At 56.5% G+C, this 18754-nt stretch carries 19 protein-coding genes and 1 pseudogene; 15 read left to right on the top strand and 5 right to left on the bottom strand.

Features of this window, described 5'->3' with window-relative positions:
- Positions 1-31: 31 nt before the first annotated feature.
- The gene (locus ACI7MX_RS01300; protein ID WP_314490077.1) at positions 32-589 is read right to left on the bottom strand and encodes an NUDIX hydrolase; all 558 of its coding nucleotides are present in this window, start codon (positions 587-589) and stop codon (positions 32-34) included.
- A gap of 145 nt (positions 590-734) precedes the next feature.
- Here ACI7MX_RS01300 and ACI7MX_RS01295 point away from each other — a divergent pair, with 145 nt between their 5' ends.
- The 5 genes from ACI7MX_RS01295 (at position 735) to purT (ending at position 4147) form a co-directional block, all read left to right on the top strand.
- Positions 735-1337, top strand: a complete 603-nt coding sequence (locus ACI7MX_RS01295; RefSeq protein WP_314490075.1) for a CoA pyrophosphatase — start codon at positions 735-737, stop codon at positions 1335-1337.
- Between the two features lie 41 nt (positions 1338-1378).
- Positions 1379-1906, top strand: coding sequence for a gamma carbonic anhydrase family protein (locus tag ACI7MX_RS01290; RefSeq protein ID WP_314490073.1), 528 nt, complete (start codon positions 1379-1381; stop codon positions 1904-1906).
- A complete protein-coding gene (locus ACI7MX_RS01285) occupies positions 1899-2102 on the top strand; it encodes a DUF1289 domain-containing protein (protein ID WP_314490071.1) in 204 nt (67 codons plus the stop codon). Before ACI7MX_RS01290 ends, ACI7MX_RS01285 begins: the two co-directional genes overlap by 8 nt.
- 300 nt (positions 2103-2402) lie before the next feature.
- Entirely contained in the window at positions 2403-2867 is a 465-nt protein-coding gene (locus ACI7MX_RS01280) for a VUT family protein (protein WP_314490069.1), read from the top strand.
- 98 nt (positions 2868-2965) lie between these two features.
- Positions 2966-4147: a formate-dependent phosphoribosylglycinamide formyltransferase gene (gene purT / locus ACI7MX_RS01275; protein WP_405586111.1), complete on the top strand. Its 1182-nt coding sequence runs from the start codon at positions 2966-2968 to the stop codon at positions 4145-4147.
- A gap of 159 nt (positions 4148-4306) precedes the next feature.
- Here the strand turns inward: purT and ACI7MX_RS01270 are convergent, their stop codons facing one another.
- From ACI7MX_RS01270 to ACI7MX_RS01260, 3 genes and pseudogenes are all read right to left on the bottom strand, one after another.
- Positions 4307-5623 (bottom strand): MFS transporter, encoded by a 1317-nt coding sequence (locus tag ACI7MX_RS01270; protein ID WP_314490065.1) that lies wholly within the window; start codon positions 5621-5623, stop codon positions 4307-4309.
- A gap of 257 nt (positions 5624-5880) precedes the next feature.
- Positions 5881-6573: pseudogene (locus tag ACI7MX_RS01265) on the bottom strand (transporter associated domain-containing protein); the annotation flags it as partial.
- A 198-nt stretch (positions 6574-6771) separates the two neighbouring features.
- Positions 6772-7584 (bottom strand): inner membrane protein YpjD, encoded by an 813-nt coding sequence (locus ACI7MX_RS01260; protein WP_405586114.1) that lies wholly within the window; start codon positions 7582-7584, stop codon positions 6772-6774.
- A gap of 207 nt (positions 7585-7791) precedes the next feature.
- Between ACI7MX_RS01260 and ffh the strand changes: the two genes are divergently transcribed.
- From ffh to ACI7MX_RS01230, 6 genes are all read left to right on the top strand, one after another.
- A complete protein-coding gene (gene ffh, locus ACI7MX_RS01255; protein WP_153379701.1) occupies positions 7792-9168 on the top strand; it encodes a signal recognition particle protein in 1377 nt (458 codons plus the stop codon).
- A 249-nt stretch (positions 9169-9417) separates the two neighbouring features.
- The gene (gene rpsP, locus ACI7MX_RS01250; RefSeq protein ID WP_262124375.1) at positions 9418-9675 is read left to right on the top strand and encodes a 30S ribosomal protein S16; all 258 of its coding nucleotides are present in this window, start codon (positions 9418-9420) and stop codon (positions 9673-9675) included.
- Between the two features lie 5 nt (positions 9676-9680).
- Positions 9681-10220: a ribosome maturation factor RimM gene (gene rimM, locus ACI7MX_RS01245; protein ID WP_048363294.1), complete on the top strand. Its 540-nt coding sequence runs from the start codon at positions 9681-9683 to the stop codon at positions 10218-10220.
- 2 nt (positions 10221-10222) lie between these two features.
- Positions 10223-10975 carry a tRNA (guanosine(37)-N1)-methyltransferase TrmD gene (gene trmD / locus ACI7MX_RS01240; protein ID WP_003440270.1) on the top strand — a complete coding sequence of 251 codons (753 nt, stop codon included), beginning with the start codon at positions 10223-10225 and terminating at the stop codon, positions 10973-10975.
- A gap of 45 nt (positions 10976-11020) precedes the next feature.
- Positions 11021-11371 (top strand): 50S ribosomal protein L19, encoded by a 351-nt coding sequence (gene rplS, locus ACI7MX_RS01235; RefSeq protein WP_003175895.1) that lies wholly within the window; start codon positions 11021-11023, stop codon positions 11369-11371.
- 97 nt (positions 11372-11468) lie between these two features.
- Entirely contained in the window at positions 11469-11888 is a 420-nt protein-coding gene (locus ACI7MX_RS01230; protein ID WP_405586124.1) for an acyl-CoA thioesterase, read from the top strand.
- A 65-nt stretch (positions 11889-11953) separates the two neighbouring features.
- On the opposite strand, the gene ACI7MX_RS01225 is transcribed toward ACI7MX_RS01230, so the two are convergent.
- Positions 11954-13759: a sodium:proton antiporter gene (locus ACI7MX_RS01225; protein WP_314491652.1), complete on the bottom strand. Its 1806-nt coding sequence runs from the start codon at positions 13757-13759 to the stop codon at positions 11954-11956.
- Positions 13760-13880: 121 nt separating this feature from the next.
- Between ACI7MX_RS01225 and xerD the strand changes: the two genes are divergently transcribed.
- The 4 genes from xerD (at position 13881) to thrC (ending at position 18635) form a co-directional block, all read left to right on the top strand.
- Complete coding sequence (xerD, locus tag ACI7MX_RS01220) at positions 13881-14777, top strand: site-specific tyrosine recombinase XerD (RefSeq protein ID WP_314491655.1); 897 nt, start codon at positions 13881-13883, stop codon at positions 14775-14777.
- A 169-nt stretch (positions 14778-14946) separates the two neighbouring features.
- The gene (locus tag ACI7MX_RS01215; protein WP_405586128.1) at positions 14947-15678 is read left to right on the top strand and encodes a thioredoxin fold domain-containing protein; all 732 of its coding nucleotides are present in this window, start codon (positions 14947-14949) and stop codon (positions 15676-15678) included.
- A 137-nt stretch (positions 15679-15815) separates the two neighbouring features.
- Entirely contained in the window at positions 15816-17120 is a 1305-nt protein-coding gene (locus ACI7MX_RS01210) for a homoserine dehydrogenase (RefSeq protein WP_122782476.1), read from the top strand.
- Between the two features lie 105 nt (positions 17121-17225).
- Positions 17226-18635 (top strand): threonine synthase, encoded by a 1410-nt coding sequence (thrC, locus tag ACI7MX_RS01205; protein ID WP_405586132.1) that lies wholly within the window; start codon positions 17226-17228, stop codon positions 18633-18635.
- Positions 18636-18754: the final 119 nt, after the last annotated feature.

Below are 18754 nucleotides of genomic sequence, written 5' to 3'. Positions count from 1 at the left end.
GAGCGGTATCCCTGAAGGGTGGCGAACAACATTATTGTTTGGGGGTGACCAGGCCGGCCAGAGGCGGTACGGCCTCACTGCGCACGGGATAAGCGTTCTCGTGGCGATCGGAAAAAAAGCATTCTAAGGTACGGCTGACCGTGCGGAAAGCCAGCTCAGACCAAGGGATGTCTGCTTCATCGAAGAGGCGCACGTCCAGGCTTTCTTCGCCTGCGGCAAAGTCGGTGCTTTGCAGTTCGGCCCGGTAGAAAATATGCACCTGATTGATGTGCGGTACATCGATCAGGGTATAGATGTTCAGGTTTGTGACTTCGGCACAGGCTTCTTCGCGAGTTTCGCGCTGGGCGGCTTGTTCGACGGTTTCGCCGTTTTCCATAAAGCCGGCGGGCAGCGTCCAGTAACCCTTGCGCGGCTCAATGGCGCGCCGGCACAACAACACCTGACGGCCCCAGGTCGGCAGGCAACCGGCGACAATATTGGGGTTCTGATAATGAACGGTCTGGCACTGTTGGCAGACGTAGCGCAGGCGTGAGTCGCCCGGCGGGATATGTTGGCTGACAGAATGGCCGCACTGGCTGCAAAATTTCATGCTGGGATCTCGGAGGCGTCCCCTATCTTGGGGGGTATTACGGGGTAACGGCAAGCTGCGCTTATCAGCCTGCGACAGTGTGGGGCTTGGGTGCCGCGGGTGAATTGGTGCATGATGCCCGATAAGTGACGGATCGAGATGACCTATGCTGGACGAGCTACTTAGCCGAGTGAGTCGTTACACACCGAGGACGCTGGAAACAGACCGCCATTTCCCTGAGGCTGCGGTGCTGTTGCCGGTGACGCGAAGTGCTGAGCCCGAGTTGATTTTGACCCTGCGCGCCAGCGGTCTGTCGACTCATGGCGGTGAGGTGGCATTTCCCGGCGGACGTCGTGATCCTGAGGACCCTGACCTGGTGTTCACCGCCCTGCGTGAAGCCGAAGAAGAGATTGGCCTGCCGCCTGGTTTGGTTGAAGTGATCGGGCCGCTCAGTCCTCTTGTGTCACTGCACGGAATACGCGTCACGCCGTATGTCGGTTTGGTGCCGGACTACGTTGAGTACGTGGCTAACGATGCCGAAATTGCCGCAGTCTTCAGTGTTCCGTTGAAGTTTTTCCGTGAAGACCCGCGTGAGCACACGCACCGGATTGATTATCAGGGGCGCAGTTGGTATGTGCCCAGCTACCGTTTTGGCGTTTACAAAATCTGGGGGCTGACGGCAATCATGATCGTTGAGCTGATGAACCTGCTGTATGACGACGTGAATATCTGCCTGCACACCCCGCCGCAACGGTTTATCAATATATAGAGCTGTCAGTACACGGCCGCGCCTGCCTTGAGGACAAACGCATGAAATATCGCCTGGGTGATTCACTCGTCGAGACACACCCTGACAGTTGGATTGCTCCCACCGCTGTGCTGATTGGCCACGTGCGCCTGGAGGAGGGCGCCAGTGTGTGGTTTAACACGGTGTTGCGCGGTGACAACGAGCTGATTCTGATTGGCAAGCACAGCAATGTGCAGGACGGTGCCGTCATGCACACGGACATGGGTTATCCCTTAACGCTCGGGACAGGTGTAACGATTGGCCATAAAGCCATGTTGCACGGCTGTACGGTCGGTGATTACAGCCTGATCGGCATCAATGCGGTGATCCTCAACGGTGCGCGAATCGGCAAGCATTGCATCATTGGCGCTAACTCCCTGATCGGCGAAGGCAAGGTTATACCCGATGGCTCGCTGGTCATGGGCTCGCCGGGCAAAGTGGTGCGTGAACTGACCGAAGCGCAAAAGCTCAAGCTGGAGGCCAGTGCGGCGAACTACGTCAAGAATGGCCAGCGTTATGCCCGTGACCTTGAGGTACAGGCCGATGACTGAGGTGGAGCGGCCGGTTACCTCGCCTTGCGTCAATATTTGTGCGCTGGATGACGATGATGTGTGTTCGGGGTGCCAACGTACGGTTGCCGAAATCACCCGCTGGAGCCGCATGAGCAACGTGGAGCGTCGCGAGGTGCTGGTGTTGTGCCATGAGCGGGCGAAGGCCAGTGGTGTGGTGTGGATGCTGGGTTCTTAACCTGAGAGCGCCCTCACCCTAACCCTCTCCCGGAGGGAGAGGGGACAGACCGCGCGCAGATTCACGAACACCGCAAATCGGCCCCTCTCCCTCCGGGAGAGGGGACTGACCGCGCGCGGATTCACGAACACCGCAAATCGGCTCCCTCTCCCTCTGGGAGAGGGGACTGGCCGCGCGCGGATTCACGAACACCGCAAATCGGCTCCCTCTCCCTCTGGGAGAGGGTTGGGGTGAGGGTCTTGGCCCCGCACGCGCCCTCAAGTACCCTGTGCGCCTTATTCAGAGGTGTCGCCCGCTGCCATGCTGTTTCTTATCGCCTATATCGCCAGCGTCGTGCTGATCAACTACGCCTTCTCCTCGGCGCCCGATCTGGACATTATCTGGTCAGCCTGGGGCGGGCTGGTGTTCGTTCTGCGCGACATGGTGCAAACCCGCTTCGGCCACGGCGCACTGCTGGCCATGCTGGCGGCGCTGGTACTGTCTTACATCACCTCCGACCCCTCGATTGCGCTGGCCAGCGCCACCGCCTTCGCGGTGTCCGAGTGCATTGACTGGCTGGTCTTCAGTATCACCAAACGACCGTTGCATGACCGTCTGTGGATCAGCTCGGCGCTGAGTATCCCGATTGATACCTTCATCTTCTTCGGCATGATCGACGCCTTTACGCCGGGCGTGATTCTCACTGCGATGGGTTCGAAATTCGCCGGCGTGACCTGTGTGTGGCTGGCGATGGCCTGGCGTTTGCGCAAAGCCGCAGCTCAATAAGGCCTGAGCGCCCGGATCATGTAAAATGCCGGTCTTTCTACCCAGCAGGCGCAAGCGTTGCGAGCGCCTTCGATGATTTGCTTCCTTGAGGACCTGAAATGACCCGTATCGGAACTCCATTGTCGCCGACCGCGACCCGTGTATTGCTGTGTGGCTGCGGCGAGCTGGGCAAAGAAGTCGTCATCGAATTGCAACGTTTGGGCGTTGAAGTGATTGCCGTTGATCGCTATGAACACGCTCCGGCCATGCAGGTTGCTCATCGCAGCCACGTGATCAACATGCTCGACGGCGCTGCACTGCGGGCGGTGATCGAGTTGGAAAAGCCGCATTTCATCGTTCCGGAAATCGAAGCTATCGCTACCGCGACCTTGCTTGAGCTGGAAGCAGAAGGCTTCACCGTCATCCCGACTGCCCGCGCCACCTCGCTGACCATGAACCGCGAAGGCATTCGTCGGCTGGCGGCAGAAGAGCTGGACTTGCCGACCTCGCCTTACCATTTTGCCGACACCTTCGAGGACTACAGCCGCGCGGTGCAGGACTTGGGTTTCCCGTGTGTGGTCAAGCCGGTGATGAGTTCCTCCGGCAAAGGTCAGAGCCTGCTGCGCACTGCCGACGATGTCAAAGCTGCTTGGGACTACGCACAAGAGGGCGGCCGGGCAGGCAAAGGTCGGGTCATCATCGAAGGCTTTATCGACTTCGACTATGAAATTACCTTGCTGACGGTGCGCCACGTGGGTGGCACCACGTTCTGTGCCCCGGTCGGTCATCGTCAAGAGAAAGGCGACTATCAAGAATCCTGGCAGCCGCAGGCCATGAGCCCGGTTGCGCTGGCAGAGTCCGAGCGCGTTGCCAAGGCGGTCACCGAAGCGCTGGGTGGCCGTGGTTTGTTTGGGGTTGAGCTATTTATCAAAGGCGATCAAGTGTGGTTCAGCGAAGTGTCGCCGCGTCCTCATGACACGGGCTTGGTTACGCTGATTTCGCAGGACCTTTCACAGTTCGCGTTACATGCGCGGGCCATTCTGGGGTTGCCGATTCCGCTGATTCGCCAGTTCGGCCCGTCTGCCTCGGCAGTCATTCTGGTCGAAGGCCAATCCACTCAGACAGCTTTCGCTAATCTGGAACGGGCTTTGAGCGAGCCAGACACGGCTTTGCGCCTGTTCGGCAAGCCAGAAGTGAACGGCCAGCGCCGCATGGGCGTAGCCCTGGCGCGTGATGAGTCGATTGAAGCCGCACGCGCCAAGGCGACCCGTGCTGCCCAAGCGGTCGTGGTAGAGCTGTAACACGCTTACCCACACGTAGCAGCTGCCAAAGGCTGCGTCCGGCGACGCAGTCGTCGTAAAGTCAGAATTTGCGGTAATTAGATAAACCGTATTCTGAGGTTTTACGATTGCTTTGCAATCGGACGCCGCCTGCGGCAGCTGCTACGGGATTGTTGAGGTTCAAGCCACCTTGTTCAGGTCGGCCTCTTTGGTTTCTTTTAAGCACAGCACAGCGATCAAGCTCAGGATCGCAGCGCCTGACACATACCCGCCCACCCAGCTCAAACCGCCCATGCTCACCAGCTTTTGCGCAAAAAACGGTGCAGCGGAAGCCCCGACAATACCGCCCAGATTGTAGGCTGCCGACGCGCCGGTATAGCGCACTCGGGTCGGAAACAGTTCAGGAAGCAGGGCACCCATCGGGGCAAAGGTCACGCCCATCAAGAACAGTTCAATACACAAAAACAGCGCTACGCCCCACGTAGAGCCTTGTGTCAGCAGCGGCTCCATCAAAAAACCCGACAGAATCGCCAGAATACCGCCCACAATCAGCACCGGTTTACGCCCGTAACGGTCACTGGCCCAGGCGGACAAAGGTGTCGCGGCGGCCATAAACAGCACGGCAAAGCACAGCAGCCCGAGGAATGTCTCGCGGGTGTAGCCCAGCGTGGCGACACCGTAACTCAGCGAAAAAACTGTCGAGATATAAAACAGCGCATAGCACACCACCATCGACGCCGCGCCCAACAGCATGGGTGCCCAATATTGGCTAAATAGCTCGATGATCGGCATTTTTACCCGTTCGTGCTGCGCTACCGCTTTGGCAAATACCGGGGTTTCTTCCAGCTTAAGACGCACATACAGACCGACCATCACCAGTGCAGCGCTGAGCAGGAACGGAATCCGCCAGCCCCAAGCGCGGAATTGTTCGTCGCTCAAACTCATGGCCAGAATCAAGAACAGACCGTTGGCCGCCAGAAAGCCAATAGAAGGCCCCAACTGTGGAAACATGCCGTACCAGGCGCGTTTGCCTTTCGGGGCATTCTCGGTTGCGAGCAGAGCCGCGCCGCCCCATTCACCGCCCAATCCCAGCCCTTGGCCAAAGCGCAGCACACAGAGCAGGATCGGTGCCCAAGCGCCAATTGTGGCGTAACCCGGCAGTACGCCAATCAAGGTGGTGCACACGCCCATCAACAGCAAAGAGGCGACCAGTGTCGATTTGCGGCCGATGCGGTCACCAAAATGGCCGAATAGAAAAGAACCCAGCGGGCGGGCGAGAAAAGCGATGCCAAAGGTCAGAAACGCCGACAGCATTTGCGCTGTGCCGGAGGTCTGTGGGAAAAAAACAGGGCCGATCACCAATGCAGCGGCGGTGGCATACACATAGAAATCATAGAACTCGATGGCCGTACCTATAAAGCTGGCCGTGGCAACGCGGGTGGCAGAATTTACCGGTTTCTCGGCCGAAGCTTCGCTGTACGTGGTGCTGGTGCTCATGTGTTTATCCCTGACAGTTATGCGCTCTGTGCCGATGTCTGCCTGTGCAGCGTGACGTGGCGAGCAATTTTTATGGTCGTTGGCCCTGATGGATAACAGGGTGCAAGCGCAGTTCAGGATGGGAACGTACGCAGGTACTGCGCAAAGCAACGCGCCGACAGCGCTGAGTGTGGGTAACACGCGTGTCGGCGAGGCTTGGGTAAGCGAGAAGGAGTATAGGGAGGCCCGTTCGAATGTAACAAGACCCCGTGCGGTGATTAAACCGCGGGTTTGACGCTGTTGTGCCAGATCAGTACACGGCTGACGCGGTTCTCTTCGGTTTCAAGAATTTCGAGTCGATAGCGGCCGATTTTCACGCAGACAGTGGTTTCCGGAATAGTTTCCAGTGCCTCGGTGACCAAGCCGTTGAGGGTCTTCGGGCCGTCGCAGGGCAGGTGCCAGCCCAGGCACTTATTCAGCTCGCGAATCGATACGGCGCCATCGACCACGTAGCGGCCGTCGGGCAAAGCATCAATCAGCGGGTTGTTGATGTTCTGCTCATCCTCGAACTCGCTCACGATTTCTTCGAGAATGTCTTCAAGGGTCACAATGCCGAGTACTTCACCGTACTCATCCACCACCACCCCTAGTCGCCGCTGCTGCTTGTGGAAATTCAGCAGTTGCACTTGCAGCGGGGTACTCTCAGGGATGAAATACGGTTCATGGCAGACGGCCAGTAACGCATCTTTGGTCAGGCTTCCATCGGGCAGCATATGCTGGATGTGGCGGGTGTTGAGGATAGCTTCGACCTGGTTGATGTCGTTATGAAACACCGGCAGGCGCGTGCGCTGGGTCTGGCGCAGTTGCTCGATCAGGTCTTCGATCGGTTCATCGAGGTTAAGCCCTTCAACCTCATTACGCGGGATCAGGATGTCATTGACTGTAATGTTGTCCAGCGCATGAATGCCTGTGAGCAGGTGCTGGCGGTTGTTGGTGTGTTCGTCATTTTGCGGTGTGTGTTCATCGCCAAGCACTTGGGCTTGGGCGCGCTGTGCCACTGTGCCGCGCTTGCCAATAAAAAAACCGGCGAGTAACCCGGCTCCAGCGATCAGCAATGCCGAGAGTGCAAGCAATGGCCCGGGGGGTAAGCTATCCATATTTATCGCCCGTCAGATATGCAAAATGTATTCGCGAACCAGCTTGCTGCCGAAGTAGGCCAGCATCAGCAGGCAGAAGCCGGCAAACGTCCATCGAATGGCTTTATGCCCACGCCAGCCTAGGTAGTGGCGCCCCAGCAGCAACACGCTGAAGACGATCCAGGCCAGGCAGGCCAGCAGGGTTTTGTGGACGAGGTGCTGGGCGAACAGGTTGCCCAGAAATAGCCAGCCGGAGATCAGGGACAGTGACAGCAGCGACCAGCCCGCCCATAAAAAGCCAAATAACAGGCTTTCCATGGTTTGCAGGGGCGGAAAGTTCTTGATCAGGGCTTTGGGGTGTTTGCGTTTGAGCTGATAATTTTGCAGTGACAGCAGCAAGGCCTGGAATACGGCGATGGTGAACATGCCATAGGCCAGAAGCGACAGCAGGATATGGGCGAGAATGCCCGGCTCTTCATCGATGACCTGAACGGTGCCAGGCGGGGCAAACTGGGACATCAATACCGTGAGTATGCCCAACGGGTATAAAAGCAGCAGCAGGTTCTCGACCGGAATGCGTGCGCACGCCAGCAGGGTTACGGAAATGACCGCGACGGCGATCAAGCTGGCCGCACTGAAGAAGTCCAGTTCAAGGCCGGCCGGCGTCAGCAGGTGGGTGAACAGGCTGATGGCGTGGGCGATCACGGCAATAATGCCGAGCGTCACCAGCAGGCTTTTATTTGCCTTCACGCCTTGGCGCAGGCAAGTGCCTTGATAAAGGGTCGCAGCGGCATATAAGCAGGCGGCGGCGAGACTGGGTAGCAAACTGGGTGACAAGGGGAGCATAAATCCTGTTAGGCAAGCCCGAAAGGCATGAGTTTGGCATACAACTGACCATGCACGAAAGCCACATAAGCCGACGGCAAGGTGTCGGACACGGCCAGTCTTCGCTATAATCCGCGACCTGCCCACGCCGCAGGCTCGCCGAGCATCAGTTTTACACGGGCTGGGCCGCAATAACCCCGGTCTACTTTGGGCCTGAAAGGATCGCGCATGTTTGAAAATTTAACCGACCGTCTCTCGCAGACGCTGCGCCATGTCACCGGCAAGGCCAAGCTGACCGAAGACAATATCAAAGACACCCTGCGTGAAGTGCGCATGGCGTTGCTCGAAGCCGACGTGGCTTTGCCAGTGGTCAAAGACTTCGTCGCTGCGGTCAAAGAGCGCGCTGTCGGCACTGAAGTGTCGCGCAGCCTGACGCCGGGCCAAGCGTTTGTAAAAATCGTTCAGGCTGAACTTGAAAGCCTGATGGGCGCTGCCAACGAGGACTTGGTCCTCAATGTGACGCCGCCCGCCGTTGTATTGATGGCAGGTTTGCAGGGTGCAGGTAAAACCACCACTGCGGGTAAGCTGGCGCGCTTCCTTAAAGAGCGTAAGAAGAAAACCGTCATGGTCGTGTCGGCGGACGTGTACCGTCCGGCAGCGATCAAGCAGTTGGAAACACTGGCCAACGAAGTCGGTGTGACCTTCTTCCCGTCAGACCTGAGTCAGAAGCCAGTAGACATCGCTCGTGCCGCCATTGCGGAAGCCAAGCTGAAGTTTATTGATGTCGTGATTCTCGACACCGCCGGTCGTCTGCACATCGACGCCGAGATGATGGCCGAGATCCAGGAACTGCACGCGGCCGTCAAGCCGGCAGAAACCCTGTTTGTGGTGGATGCCATGACTGGCCAGGATGCCGCCAATACGGCCAAGGCCTTTGGCGATGCGCTGCCGCTGACGGGCGTGATCCTGACCAAGGTTGACGGTGATGCGCGTGGCGGTGCTGCACTGTCCGTGCGCGCGATCACTGGCAAGCCGATCAAGTTCATCGGTATGGGCGAGAAGAGCGATGCGCTTGAGCCGTTCCACCCTGACCGTATTGCATCGCGCATCCTGGGCATGGGCGACGTGCTCAGCCTGATCGAGCAGGCCGAACAGACCCTCGATAAAGACAAAGCCGACAAGCTGGCTAAAAAGCTCAAGAAAGGGAAAGGCTTCGACCTCGAAGACTTCCGCGATCAACTGCAACAGATGAAAAACATGGGTGGCCTTGGCGGCCTCATGGACAAGCTGCCGAATATGGGCGGTGTCAATCTGGCGCAAATGGGCAACGCCCAGGGTGCAGCAGAAAAACAGTTCAAACAAATGGAAGCCATCATCAATTCCATGACACCGGCCGAGCGCCGTGACCCTGACCTGATCAGCGGTTCGCGCAAACGCCGTATTGCCATGGGTTCCGGCACTCAGGTGCAGGACATCGGCCGCTTGATCAAGCAGCACAAGCAGATGCAAAAGATGATGAAAAAGTTCTCCACCAAAGGTGGGATGGCAAAAATGATGCGCGGCATGGGCTCGATGATGCCCGGTGGCGGCATGCCAAAAATGTAATTTACCCGCCCGGGCGCTAGCGTCCGGGCAACTCGCAGTCATGCGAGACACACGGCAAACCCGCACTGTGCGGGAGCTGACCCGTCGCCATTCGTGGCGATCTCGTTGCAAATCTGTAGGGCATGCCGGCAGGCGCCAGAAAAAGACATTTGCAAAAGTCCGGATATTCCTTAGAATATGCGGCCTTTCGGGCACCTATGCCCGCTGTGCCTTTAGATTTGCAGCACCGACTACAGGAACGATGTTCACATGCTAACAATCCGTCTTGCCCTTGGCGGCTCCAAAAAGCGCCCGTTTTACCACTTGACCGTTACCGACAGCCGTAACCCACGTGACGGTTCCCACAAGGAACAAATTGGCTTCTTCAACCCGGTTGCCCGTGGTCAGGAAGTTCGTTTCTCCGTTAAAGAAGACCGTCTCGCTTACTGGTTGGGCGTTGGTGCACAACTGTCTGAGCGTGTTGCTCAGCTGGTTAAAGAAAACGAAAAAGCTAAGGTTGCGGCCTGAGCAATATGAGCGTGACGCCTGAAACTGCTGATGATTTGATCGTTATCGGCAAAATCTACTCAATTCACGGCGTGCGCGGCGAAGTGAAGGTTTATTCCTTTACGGATCCAATTGATAACCTGTTGGACTACAAAAAACTGACGCTTCGGCGCGGTAATGATGTACGACAGGCTGAGCTGGTCAGTGGCCGTTCTCATAACGGCAAGTTTCTGGTTGTAAAGCTCAAAGGTCTCGATGACCGTGACGAAGCAGGTCTTCTTCGCGAATTCGAAATCTGCGTGCCGCGTAACCTGTTTCCTGAACTGACCGACGGCGAGTACTACTGGTACCAGCTGCAGGGACTTAAAGTGACCAACCTTGAAGGGCAATTGCTCGGCAAGATTGTTGATCTTATGGAAACTGGCTCGAACGATGTCATGGAAGTCAAACCTTGCCCAGGTAGCCTGGATGATCGTGATCGCTTGTTGCCCTATACAGAGCAGTGTGTGTTGAGCGTTGACCTTGCAGCTGGCGAGATGAAGGTGGATTGGGATGCGGACTTCTAAGCGTGGCTAAATTGCGCGTAGAAGTGATCAGTTTGTTTCCCGAAATGTTTTCCGCCATCAGCGACTACGGCATCACGAGTCGTGCGGTGAAACAAGGGCTCTTGCAGCTGACTTGTTGGAACCCGCGAGACTACACCACGGATCGACATCACACTGTGGATGATCGCCCATTTGGCGGTGGTCCGGGCATGGTGATGAAGATCAAGCCTCTGGAAGATGCACTGGTTCAGGCCAGAGAAGCAGCCGGAGAGGCGGCGAAGGTTATTTACCTGTCGCCCCAAGGCCGTCAACTGAATCAGTCGGCGGTACGTGAACTGGCGAATGAGGAAGCATTAATCCTTATTGCAGGTCGCTATGAAGGCATTGACGAGCGTTTTATAGACGCTTATGTCGATGAAGAGTGGTCGATTGGTGACTATGTACTTTCCGGTGGCGAGCTGCCGGCGATGGTTCTGATTGATGCGGTTACACGACTGCTGCCTGGAGCTTTAGGGCATGCGGACTCCGCGGAGGAAGATTCCTTCACGGATGGTCTGCTGGATTGCCCGCACTACACCCGACCGGAGGTGTATGCGGATCAGCGTGTTCCCGACGTATTGCTAAGTGGCAATCATGCACACATCCGGCGTTGGCGTTTACAGCAGTCCCTAGGGCGGACCTTTGAACGACGCGCCGATCTTCTGGAAAGCCGCTCGCTTTCTGGAGAAGAGAAGAAGCTGCTTGAGGAATATATCCGCGAGCGGGACGATAGTTAACAACGTATCGATGGTAGGTCCGATGACCTACCTTAGGAGCACAGCATGACTAACAAAATCATCCTTGCACTCGAAGCAGAGCAGATGACTAAAGAGATCCCTACATTTGCCCCGGGCGACACTATTGTCGTTCAGGTAAAAGTAAAGGAAGGCGATCGTTCGCGTCTGCAAGCTTTCGAAGGTGTAGTGATTGCCAAGCGTAACCGTGGCGTGAACAGTGCTTTCACTGTTCGTAAAATCTCCAACGGTGTTGGCGTAGAGCGTACTTTCCAGACCTACAGCCCGCAAATCGACAGCATGGCTGTTAAGCGTCGCGGTGACGTTCGTAAAGCCAAGCTGTACTACCTGCGTGACCTGTCCGGTAAAGCAGCTCGCATCAAGGAAAAACTGGCTTAAGTCCAGCTTCCCGATGCAGAAAAAAGCAGCCTTCGGGCTGCTTTTTTGTTGCCTGAAATTTGTCAGACCTTTGTTCAGTTGTTAGGTTGTAGAAAGCATGAATTCGCGTGAAAAAGAGATTCAACGTCGTACAGAACTGTCCGTAACCCGCATCACTAAAGCCGTATTCCCTTCGACCACCAATCATCACAACACCTTGTTTGGTGGCACAGCATTGGCCTGGATGGACGAAGTATCGTTTATCGCCGCCACCCGCTTTTGCCGCCTGCCATTGGTCACTGTTTCGACCGATCGCATCGATTTCAATCATCCGATTGCCGCGGGTTCCATTGTTGAGTTGATCGGGCGTGTGGTGAAAGTGGGCAATACCAGCCTCAAGGTCGAAGTAGAGGTGTACGTCGAGAGTATGAGTTGTGATGGTCGCGAACTGGCCATCCAGGGTCTGTTCAGCTTTGTTGCCATCGACGATGACAAACGCCCGGTTCCGGTGTTACCCGGATTTGCGCAGGCTTCGTAGATAACCATCATAGCCGTTGACGAGGAACGAAGGCTGCGATCGGCGGCAGAGTCGTCGTGAACCCGTCAACTCGGAGCATCAGGTGTCACAAGTGCCAACACCGTCCACCCCGTAGCGGGTTTCACTTCGCTGTTGGGTGTTATCACGTGCACCCAGCCGCTGCTGTCGCGTGCAAACAGCAGTGTTGCACGTTCTCCGTGCAGGGCCTGGTAGTCGTCCCAAGAGAAGCTGTCAGTCAAATGGGTGCTGTAAATTTCCGCCCCTTGATGTAACTCGTTTATCAATTGGCTATAAGTGATTGCAGGTTTACCAAACACTTGGCCGCGATGTTCATGGCTGGCGCGATGCTTGTCAGAGCGTCGGCTTTCCTGACTGTTGGTCAAGGTATAAAGACGTTGTGGGCCGAACTCGTGACGAAAGCGGGTGACCGCCAGTGCGTTCAATTCCCCTGACGGGGACAGTGCAAGCAAATGGCCTAAACCCACCAGGTCCAGATGTGACTCGGCATGTTCAGAGGCCGGGTTGCCAAAATAGGTGGGCAAGTTTTCCATGCGTGCGGCGCGGATGTTCTCCCAATTGGAGTCCGTTAATAACACCCGGATACCCAATTGTTGTAACGCTTTGGCAATCACGCGTGCCGGGCCATTTGCGCCCACGATCAAAAAGCCGCTAGGCGGCGGCTCTGCTACTTTCAGCAATCGAGCCAATGGGCGTGCCGTTGCACTTTGCAGCACCACCGTGCCGATGATGACGGCAAAGGTTAATGGCACCAGCAGTAAGGCGCCTTCGTGACCCGCCTCATCCAGCCTTATCGCAAAAATGGCAGATACAGCTGCTGCGACGATGCCCCGTGGGGCGATCCAGGCCAGTAGCGTGCGCTCACGCCAGTTCAGTTTTGAACCTGCTGTCGACAGCAGAACGTTCAAAGGCCGCGCAATAAATTGAATGATCAGTAACAGAACCAGCACGGCCGGTCCTAGCGCCAGCATGGCATTGAGGTCGAGGCGGGCGGCCAGCAAGATGAACAGCCCGGAGATCAGCAGTACGCTGAGGTTTTCCTTGAAGTGCAAGATATGCCGTACGTCTACGCCCTTCATGTTGGCCATCCACATGCCCATCAGCGTGACAGCCAGTAAGCCAGACTCATGCATGATCTGGTTGGCGGCAATGAAAATTCCCAGCACCGCCGCCAGAGTCGCCAGGCTATGCAGGTATTCGGGCAACCATTGACGACGCAATACGTTACCCAATGCCCAGCCCCCGACGATGCCGAAAACACTCCCGCAAATGATGACCCCGGCAAATGTCAGCAAGCTATGACTCAAGCCATCACCGGCTGCGCGGGCAATGATAAAGCTGTACACCACCACCGCGAGCAAGGCACCTATCGGGTCGATGACGATGCCTTCCCAACGCAGGATGGTGGCAATCGAGGCTTTGGGCCGAACGACGCGCAGCATCGGCACAATCACGGTGGGGCCGGTCACCAGCGTCAAGGTCCCGAACAGCAAGGCCAGCAACCAGTCAAACCCCAGCAACCAGTGCGTGGCCAGGGTAATGACCGCCCACGTTGACAAGGCGCCGATGGTCACCAGGCGATGCACTACGCTGCCGATCTCGCGCCATTCGGACAGGTGCAGCGTGAGGCTGCCCTCAAACAGAATCAGTGCGACAGCAAGCGAGACCAGTGGCATCAGCAATGGGCCAAACAGGGTTTGAGGATCAAGCCAACCCAGCACCGGGCCCATCAGTATTCCCGTTAGCAGTAAAAACAGAATGGCGGGTAGTTTCAATCGCCAGGCCAGCCATTGGCAGCCCAGCGCAGCGACACCTATACCGCCAAACGTCAGCAGAATCTGTTGTTCGTTCATAGGGCATCCTTCACGTGCTTTTTGTGTAGGCCATTGGGGGCGGGCTATGAAAGACTAGCGGTCACTTTGAACCTTAACCTTTTATTTGTGCGCAGCCTTTACACCTGCGCTTAGAGAGCCAATGCCCGCGATAGATGATCCACTTATCGACCGTTTCCTGGATGCCCTGTGGCTTGAAAAAGGCCTTTCCGACAACACCCGCGATGCTTATCGAAGTGATTTGGCGCTGTTTAACGGCTGGTTGCAGGAGCGCGAGGTCGCCCTCGTCAACACGGGGCGCGACATGATCCTTGATCACCTGGCATGGCGACTTGATCAAGGGTACAAACCCCGTTCAACGGCGCGCTTCCTGTCCGGCGCTCGAGGCTTTTACCGATATTTGCTGCGTGAAAAATTGATCGGTGTTGACCCGACCTTGCAAGTTGATATGCCGCAATTGGGCAGGCCATTGCCCAAGTCGCTGTCAGAGGCCGATGTGGAGGCCTTGTTGGCAGCGCCTGATATGAGTGAAGCCATTGGCCAGCGTGATCGGGCAATGCTTGAGGTGCTGTACGCCTGCGGGCTGCGAGTGACCGAGCTGATCAGTCTGACGCTGGAGCAGGTCAACTTGCGCCAGGGCGTGTTACGGGTAATGGGCAAAGGCAGCAAAGAGCGACTGGTGCCTATGGGCGAGGAGGCCATCGTTCAGGTTGAGCGTTATATGCGCGATGCGCGACATGAACTGCTGAACGGACGCCCCAGCGATGTACTGTTTCCCAGCCAGCGCGGTGAGCAAATGACCCGCCAGACCTTCTGGCACCGGATCAAGCATCAGGCCAAAGTGGCTGGCATCGACAAATCACTGTCACCGCATACTTTGCGCCATGCCTTTGCCACCCATTTGCTCAACCACGGTGCCGACTTGCGCGTGGTGCAGATGCTGTTGGGGCACAGTGATTTGTCGACCACGCAGATTTACACCCATGTGGCGCGGGCTCGCCTGCAAGACCTGCACGCCCGCCATCACCCACGCGGCTAGGGTCTGTTCCCGTTTCGTCGCGGCTGCAATGACCTAGGGTTCGTCGTGTCTCAGGGTCGGCCCGGCAACCCATCTGTGGTAGGCTTTGCCGGTTTAGGACGCGAGCTGTTGCGACCCTGTTTATCGGGTCGTTCAGACTTGGTCGTTTTGTCCGCCTTCAGGAGTTCTCATGCGCGTGACCCGAATTTTAGCCGCCGCAGCCATTGCGTTGGTCAGTACCTTCTCGTTTGCCGATACCGGCGCTGAACAAGCTATCCGTAAAAGCCTGGCAGCACTGAAGCTCGATGTCCCTGTCGAAAGCATCAGTGCCAGCCCGATGGCCGGTCTGTATGAAGTCAAGCTCAGCGGCAGCCGTGTACTGTATGCCAGCGCCGATGGTCAGTTCATCGTGCAGGGCTACATGTTTCAGCTTAAAGACGGCAAGCCGGTCAACCTGACCGAGCAAGCCGAGCGTGTGGGCGTTGCGAAATTGATTAACGGTATTCCGGTTGCAGAAACCGTCGTTTACCCTGCAATCGGTGAAACCAAGTCGCACATCACCGTTTTCACCGATACCACGTGCCCGTATTGCCACAAGTTGCATGAAGAAGTGCCTCAGTTGAACAAAATGGGCATTGAAGTGCGTTATGTTGCCTTCCCGCGCCAGGGCTTGGGTTCGCCGGGAGACCAGCAGTTGCAAGCGGTCTGGTGTTCAGCTGACAAGAAAAGCGCGATGGACAAAATGACAGCAGGCAAAAAGGTTGAAGCGCCCAAGTGCGCCAACCCGGTCGCCAAGCAATTCGCCATGGGTCAATCAATAGGTGTGAACGGTACGCCAGCCATTGTTTTGGCTGACGGCCAGGTTATCCCGGGCTATCAGCCTGCTGCACAGGTTGGCAAGCTGGCCCTGGGTGCTAAATAATCCTGCATCGCCACGCTAAACGTGTGGCGATCAAGGCCGTGCAACGCAGTTGCCTGGCTATTAAATAGAGAACCGTGGCAATCCACGGTTGTGTTTCACGGCCGACCTTGAGTCGGCCGTTTTATGGGGAGTTCAGTGTGAATCCGGTCAAAGTAGGTATCTGTGGGCTCGGGACCGTCGGTGGCGGCACCTTCAACGTACTAAAGCGTAACGCCGAGGAGATTGCCCGCCGCGCCGGGCGTGGTATCCAGGTTGCGCAAATTGCCATGCGTACGCCAAACCCTCAGTGCGACATTGCCGGTACCCCCATTACCAACGATGTCTTCGCTGTGGCAACCAACCCTGAGATCGACATCGTGATCGAGTTGATCGGTGGCTACACCATCGCTCGTGAACTCGTGCTCAAGGCCATCGAAAACGGCAAGCACGTCGTCACGGCCAACAAAGCGCTGATTGCGGTTCATGGCAACGAGATTTTCGCCAAGGCTCAGGAAAAGGGCGTGATCGTTGCGTTCGAAGCTGCGGTGGCCGGGGGTATTCCGGTGATCAAGGCGATTCGTGAAGGTCTGTCGGCCAACCGTATCAACTGGGTGGCTGGCATCATTAATGGCACGGGTAACTTTATCCTGACCGAAATGCGCGAAAAGGGTCGTACGTTTGAAGACGTACTGGCTGAAGCGCAGGCGCTGGGCTACGCCGAAGCGGACCCGACCTTCGACGTGGAAGGTATTGATGCGGCGCACAAGCTGACTATTCTTGCGTCGATTGCGTTTGGTATCCCGCTGCAATTCGACAAAGCCTACACTGAAGGCATTACCAAACTGACAACTGCTGATGTGAATTACGCAGAAGCGCTGGGCTATCGCATCAAGCATCTGGGCGTGGCACGCAGCACTGCCAATGGCATTGAACTGCGTGTTCACCCAACACTGATCCCGGCAGACCGTCTGATTGCCAACGTCAATGGCGTCATGAACGCCGTCATGGTCAATGGTGATGCAGCGGGCTCTACTCTGTTCTACGGTGCCGGCGCTGGTATGGAGCCAACAGCTTCGTCAGTGGTTGCCGACCTGGTGGACGTGGTGCGGGCAATGACTTCTGATCCTGAAAACCGTGTGCCGCACCTGGCCTTCCAGCCAGACTCATTGTCTGATCACCCGATTCTTCCGATTGAAGCCTGCGAAAGTGCTTACTACCTGCGCATTCAGGCCAAGGACCATCCGGGTGTATTGGCTCAAGTGGCCAGCATCTTGTCCGAGCGCGGTATCAACATCGAATCGATCATGCAGAAAGAAGTGGAAGAGCATGACGGCCTGGTGCCAATGATCCTGCTGACCCACCGAGTGATCGAGCAGCACATGAACGACGCGATTACGGCGCTCGAAGCGTTGCAAGGCGTTGTGGGCTCTGTGGTTCGCATCCGCGTTGAGCATCTTAATTAATTAACAGCTGCAAGCGATCAGCTACCCGCGGCAAGCAAGAGCCAGACTGCTTTTACTTGCCGCTTGCCGCCAACCGCTTGCCGCTCAAACCGAAGGTTTGAAACCATGCGCTATATCAGCACCCGTGGCCAGGCACCGGCCCTGAATTTTGAAGAAGTATTGCTGGCCGGTCTGGCCACCGATGGCGGTTTGTATGTGCCGGAAAACCTGCCGCGCTTTACTCAGGAAGAAATCGCCTCCTGGGCTGGCTTGCCGTATCACGAACTGGCGTTCCGGGTCATGCGCCCGTTTGTGACCGGCAGCATTCCTGACGCAGATTTTAAAAAAATCCTGGAAGAAACCTACGGTGTTTTCTCCCACGCAGCCGTTGCACCCTTGCGCCAGTTGAATGGCAATGAATGGGTACTGGAGCTGTTTCACGGGCCTACCTTGGCATTCAAGGATTTTGCCTTGCAACTGCTCGGTCGTTTGCTCGACTACGTGCTGGAGAAGCGTGGCGAGCGCGTTGTGATTGTCGGTGCTACTTCCGGTGATACTGGCTCTGCAGCGATTGAAGGTTGCAAGCACTGCGAAAACGTCGATATTTTCATCCTGCACCCCAATAACCGGGTGTCGGAAGTGCAGCGTCGGCAAATGACCACGTTGTTCGGCGAAAACATCCATAACATTGCCATTGAAGGCAACTTCGATGACTGTCAGGAAATGGTCAAGGCCAGTTTTGCCGATCAGGGTTTCCTCAAAGGAACGCGTCTGGTGGCGGTCAACTCGATCAACTGGGCGCGCATCATGGCGCAGATCGTTTATTACTTCCACGCTGCCCTGCAGCTGGGTGGGCCACATCGTCCGGTATCGTTCTCCGTGCCGACGGGTAACTTTGGCGATATTTTTGCGGGCTATCTGGCGCGCAATATGGGCTTGCCGATCAATCAGTTGATCGTGGCCACCAACCGTAATGACATCCTGCACCGTTTCATGAGCGGCAATCAGTACGCCAAAGAGACCTTGCATGCCACACTGTCGCCGTCGATGGACATCATGGTGTCCTCGAACTTCGAGCGCTTGTTGTTCGATCTTCACGGCCGCAATGGCACGGCCGTCGCGGGCCTGATGGAAACCTTCAAGAAAACCGGCAACTTCAGCGTTGAAGACGACCGTTGGACTGAAGCCCGTCGGTTGTTCGACTCGCTGGCCGTTGATGACGAGCAAACCTGTGAAACGATTGCTCAGGTGTTTGCTGAAACCGGCGAAGTGCTGGACCCGCATACCGCGATCGGTGTCAAAGCGGCACGCGAGTGCCGTCGCAGCCTGGATATACCGATGGTGATTCTGGGAACGGCGCACCCGGTCAAGTTTCCGGAAGCGGTCGAGAAGGCGGGTGTAGGAAAGGCGCTTAAACTGCCCGCACATCTTTCTGATCTGTTTGATCGAGAAGAGCGTTACACCGTTTTGGACAATGACTTGAAAGCCGTACAAGCCTTTGTCAGCCAGCATGGCAATCGAGGCAAAGCGCTTTAAAGGCACTTCTCCTACGTAATGTGAAGCCCGTCATCTGACGGGCTTTTTTGTATGTGCATGGCAAACTTGCCCCGTTTTCGCCTCTAAATGCTGGCGATTTGTCGGTCAAGGAGGCTGTC

This window comes from Pseudomonas sp. 2024-210 (assembly GCF_045062345.1).
Classification (GTDB): Bacteria; Pseudomonadota; Gammaproteobacteria; order Pseudomonadales; family Pseudomonadaceae; genus Aquipseudomonas.
Note: the sequence above shows the minus strand (reverse complement) of the source record. Positions and strands in the feature narration are given on the sequence as shown.

Bases quoted from the DNA above. Each gene is read 5' to 3' on its own strand.
- rpsP (WP_262124375.1), top strand. From the start codon at position 9,418: ATGCTAACAATCCGTCTTGCCCTTGGCGGCTCCAAAAAGCGCCCGTTT.
- thrC (WP_405586132.1), top strand. From the start codon at position 17,226: ATGCGCTATATCAGCACCCGTGGCCAGGCACCGGCCCTGAATTTTGAA.
- ACI7MX_RS01285 (WP_314490071.1), top strand. From the start codon at position 1,899: ATGACTGAGGTGGAGCGGCCGGTTACCTCGCCTTGCGTCAATATTTGT.
- ffh (WP_153379701.1), top strand. From the start codon at position 7,792: ATGTTTGAAAATTTAACCGACCGTCTCTCGCAGACGCTGCGCCATGTC.
- ACI7MX_RS01300 (WP_314490077.1), bottom strand. From the start codon at position 589: ATGAAATTTTGCAGCCAGTGCGGCCATTCTGTCAGCCAACATATCCCG.
- ACI7MX_RS01215 (WP_405586128.1), top strand. From the start codon at position 14,947: ATGCGCGTGACCCGAATTTTAGCCGCCGCAGCCATTGCGTTGGTCAGT.
- ACI7MX_RS01225 (WP_314491652.1), bottom strand. From the start codon at position 13,759: ATGAACGAACAACAGATTCTGCTGACGTTTGGCGGTATAGGTGTCGCT.
- xerD (WP_314491655.1), top strand. From the start codon at position 13,881: ATGCCCGCGATAGATGATCCACTTATCGACCGTTTCCTGGATGCCCTG.
- ACI7MX_RS01280 (WP_314490069.1), top strand. From the start codon at position 2,403: ATGCTGTTTCTTATCGCCTATATCGCCAGCGTCGTGCTGATCAACTAC.
- ACI7MX_RS01260 (WP_405586114.1), bottom strand. From the start codon at position 7,584: ATGCTCCCCTTGTCACCCAGTTTGCTACCCAGTCTCGCCGCCGCCTGC.
- rplS (WP_003175895.1), top strand. From the start codon at position 11,021: ATGACTAACAAAATCATCCTTGCACTCGAAGCAGAGCAGATGACTAAA.
- ACI7MX_RS01270 (WP_314490065.1), bottom strand. From the start codon at position 5,623: ATGAGCACCAGCACCACGTACAGCGAAGCTTCGGCCGAGAAACCGGTA.
- ACI7MX_RS01290 (WP_314490073.1), top strand. From the start codon at position 1,379: ATGAAATATCGCCTGGGTGATTCACTCGTCGAGACACACCCTGACAGT.
- rimM (WP_048363294.1), top strand. From the start codon at position 9,681: ATGAGCGTGACGCCTGAAACTGCTGATGATTTGATCGTTATCGGCAAA.
- ACI7MX_RS01295 (WP_314490075.1), top strand. From the start codon at position 735: ATGCTGGACGAGCTACTTAGCCGAGTGAGTCGTTACACACCGAGGACG.
- ACI7MX_RS01230 (WP_405586124.1), top strand. From the start codon at position 11,469: ATGAATTCGCGTGAAAAAGAGATTCAACGTCGTACAGAACTGTCCGTA.
- purT (WP_405586111.1), top strand. From the start codon at position 2,966: ATGACCCGTATCGGAACTCCATTGTCGCCGACCGCGACCCGTGTATTG.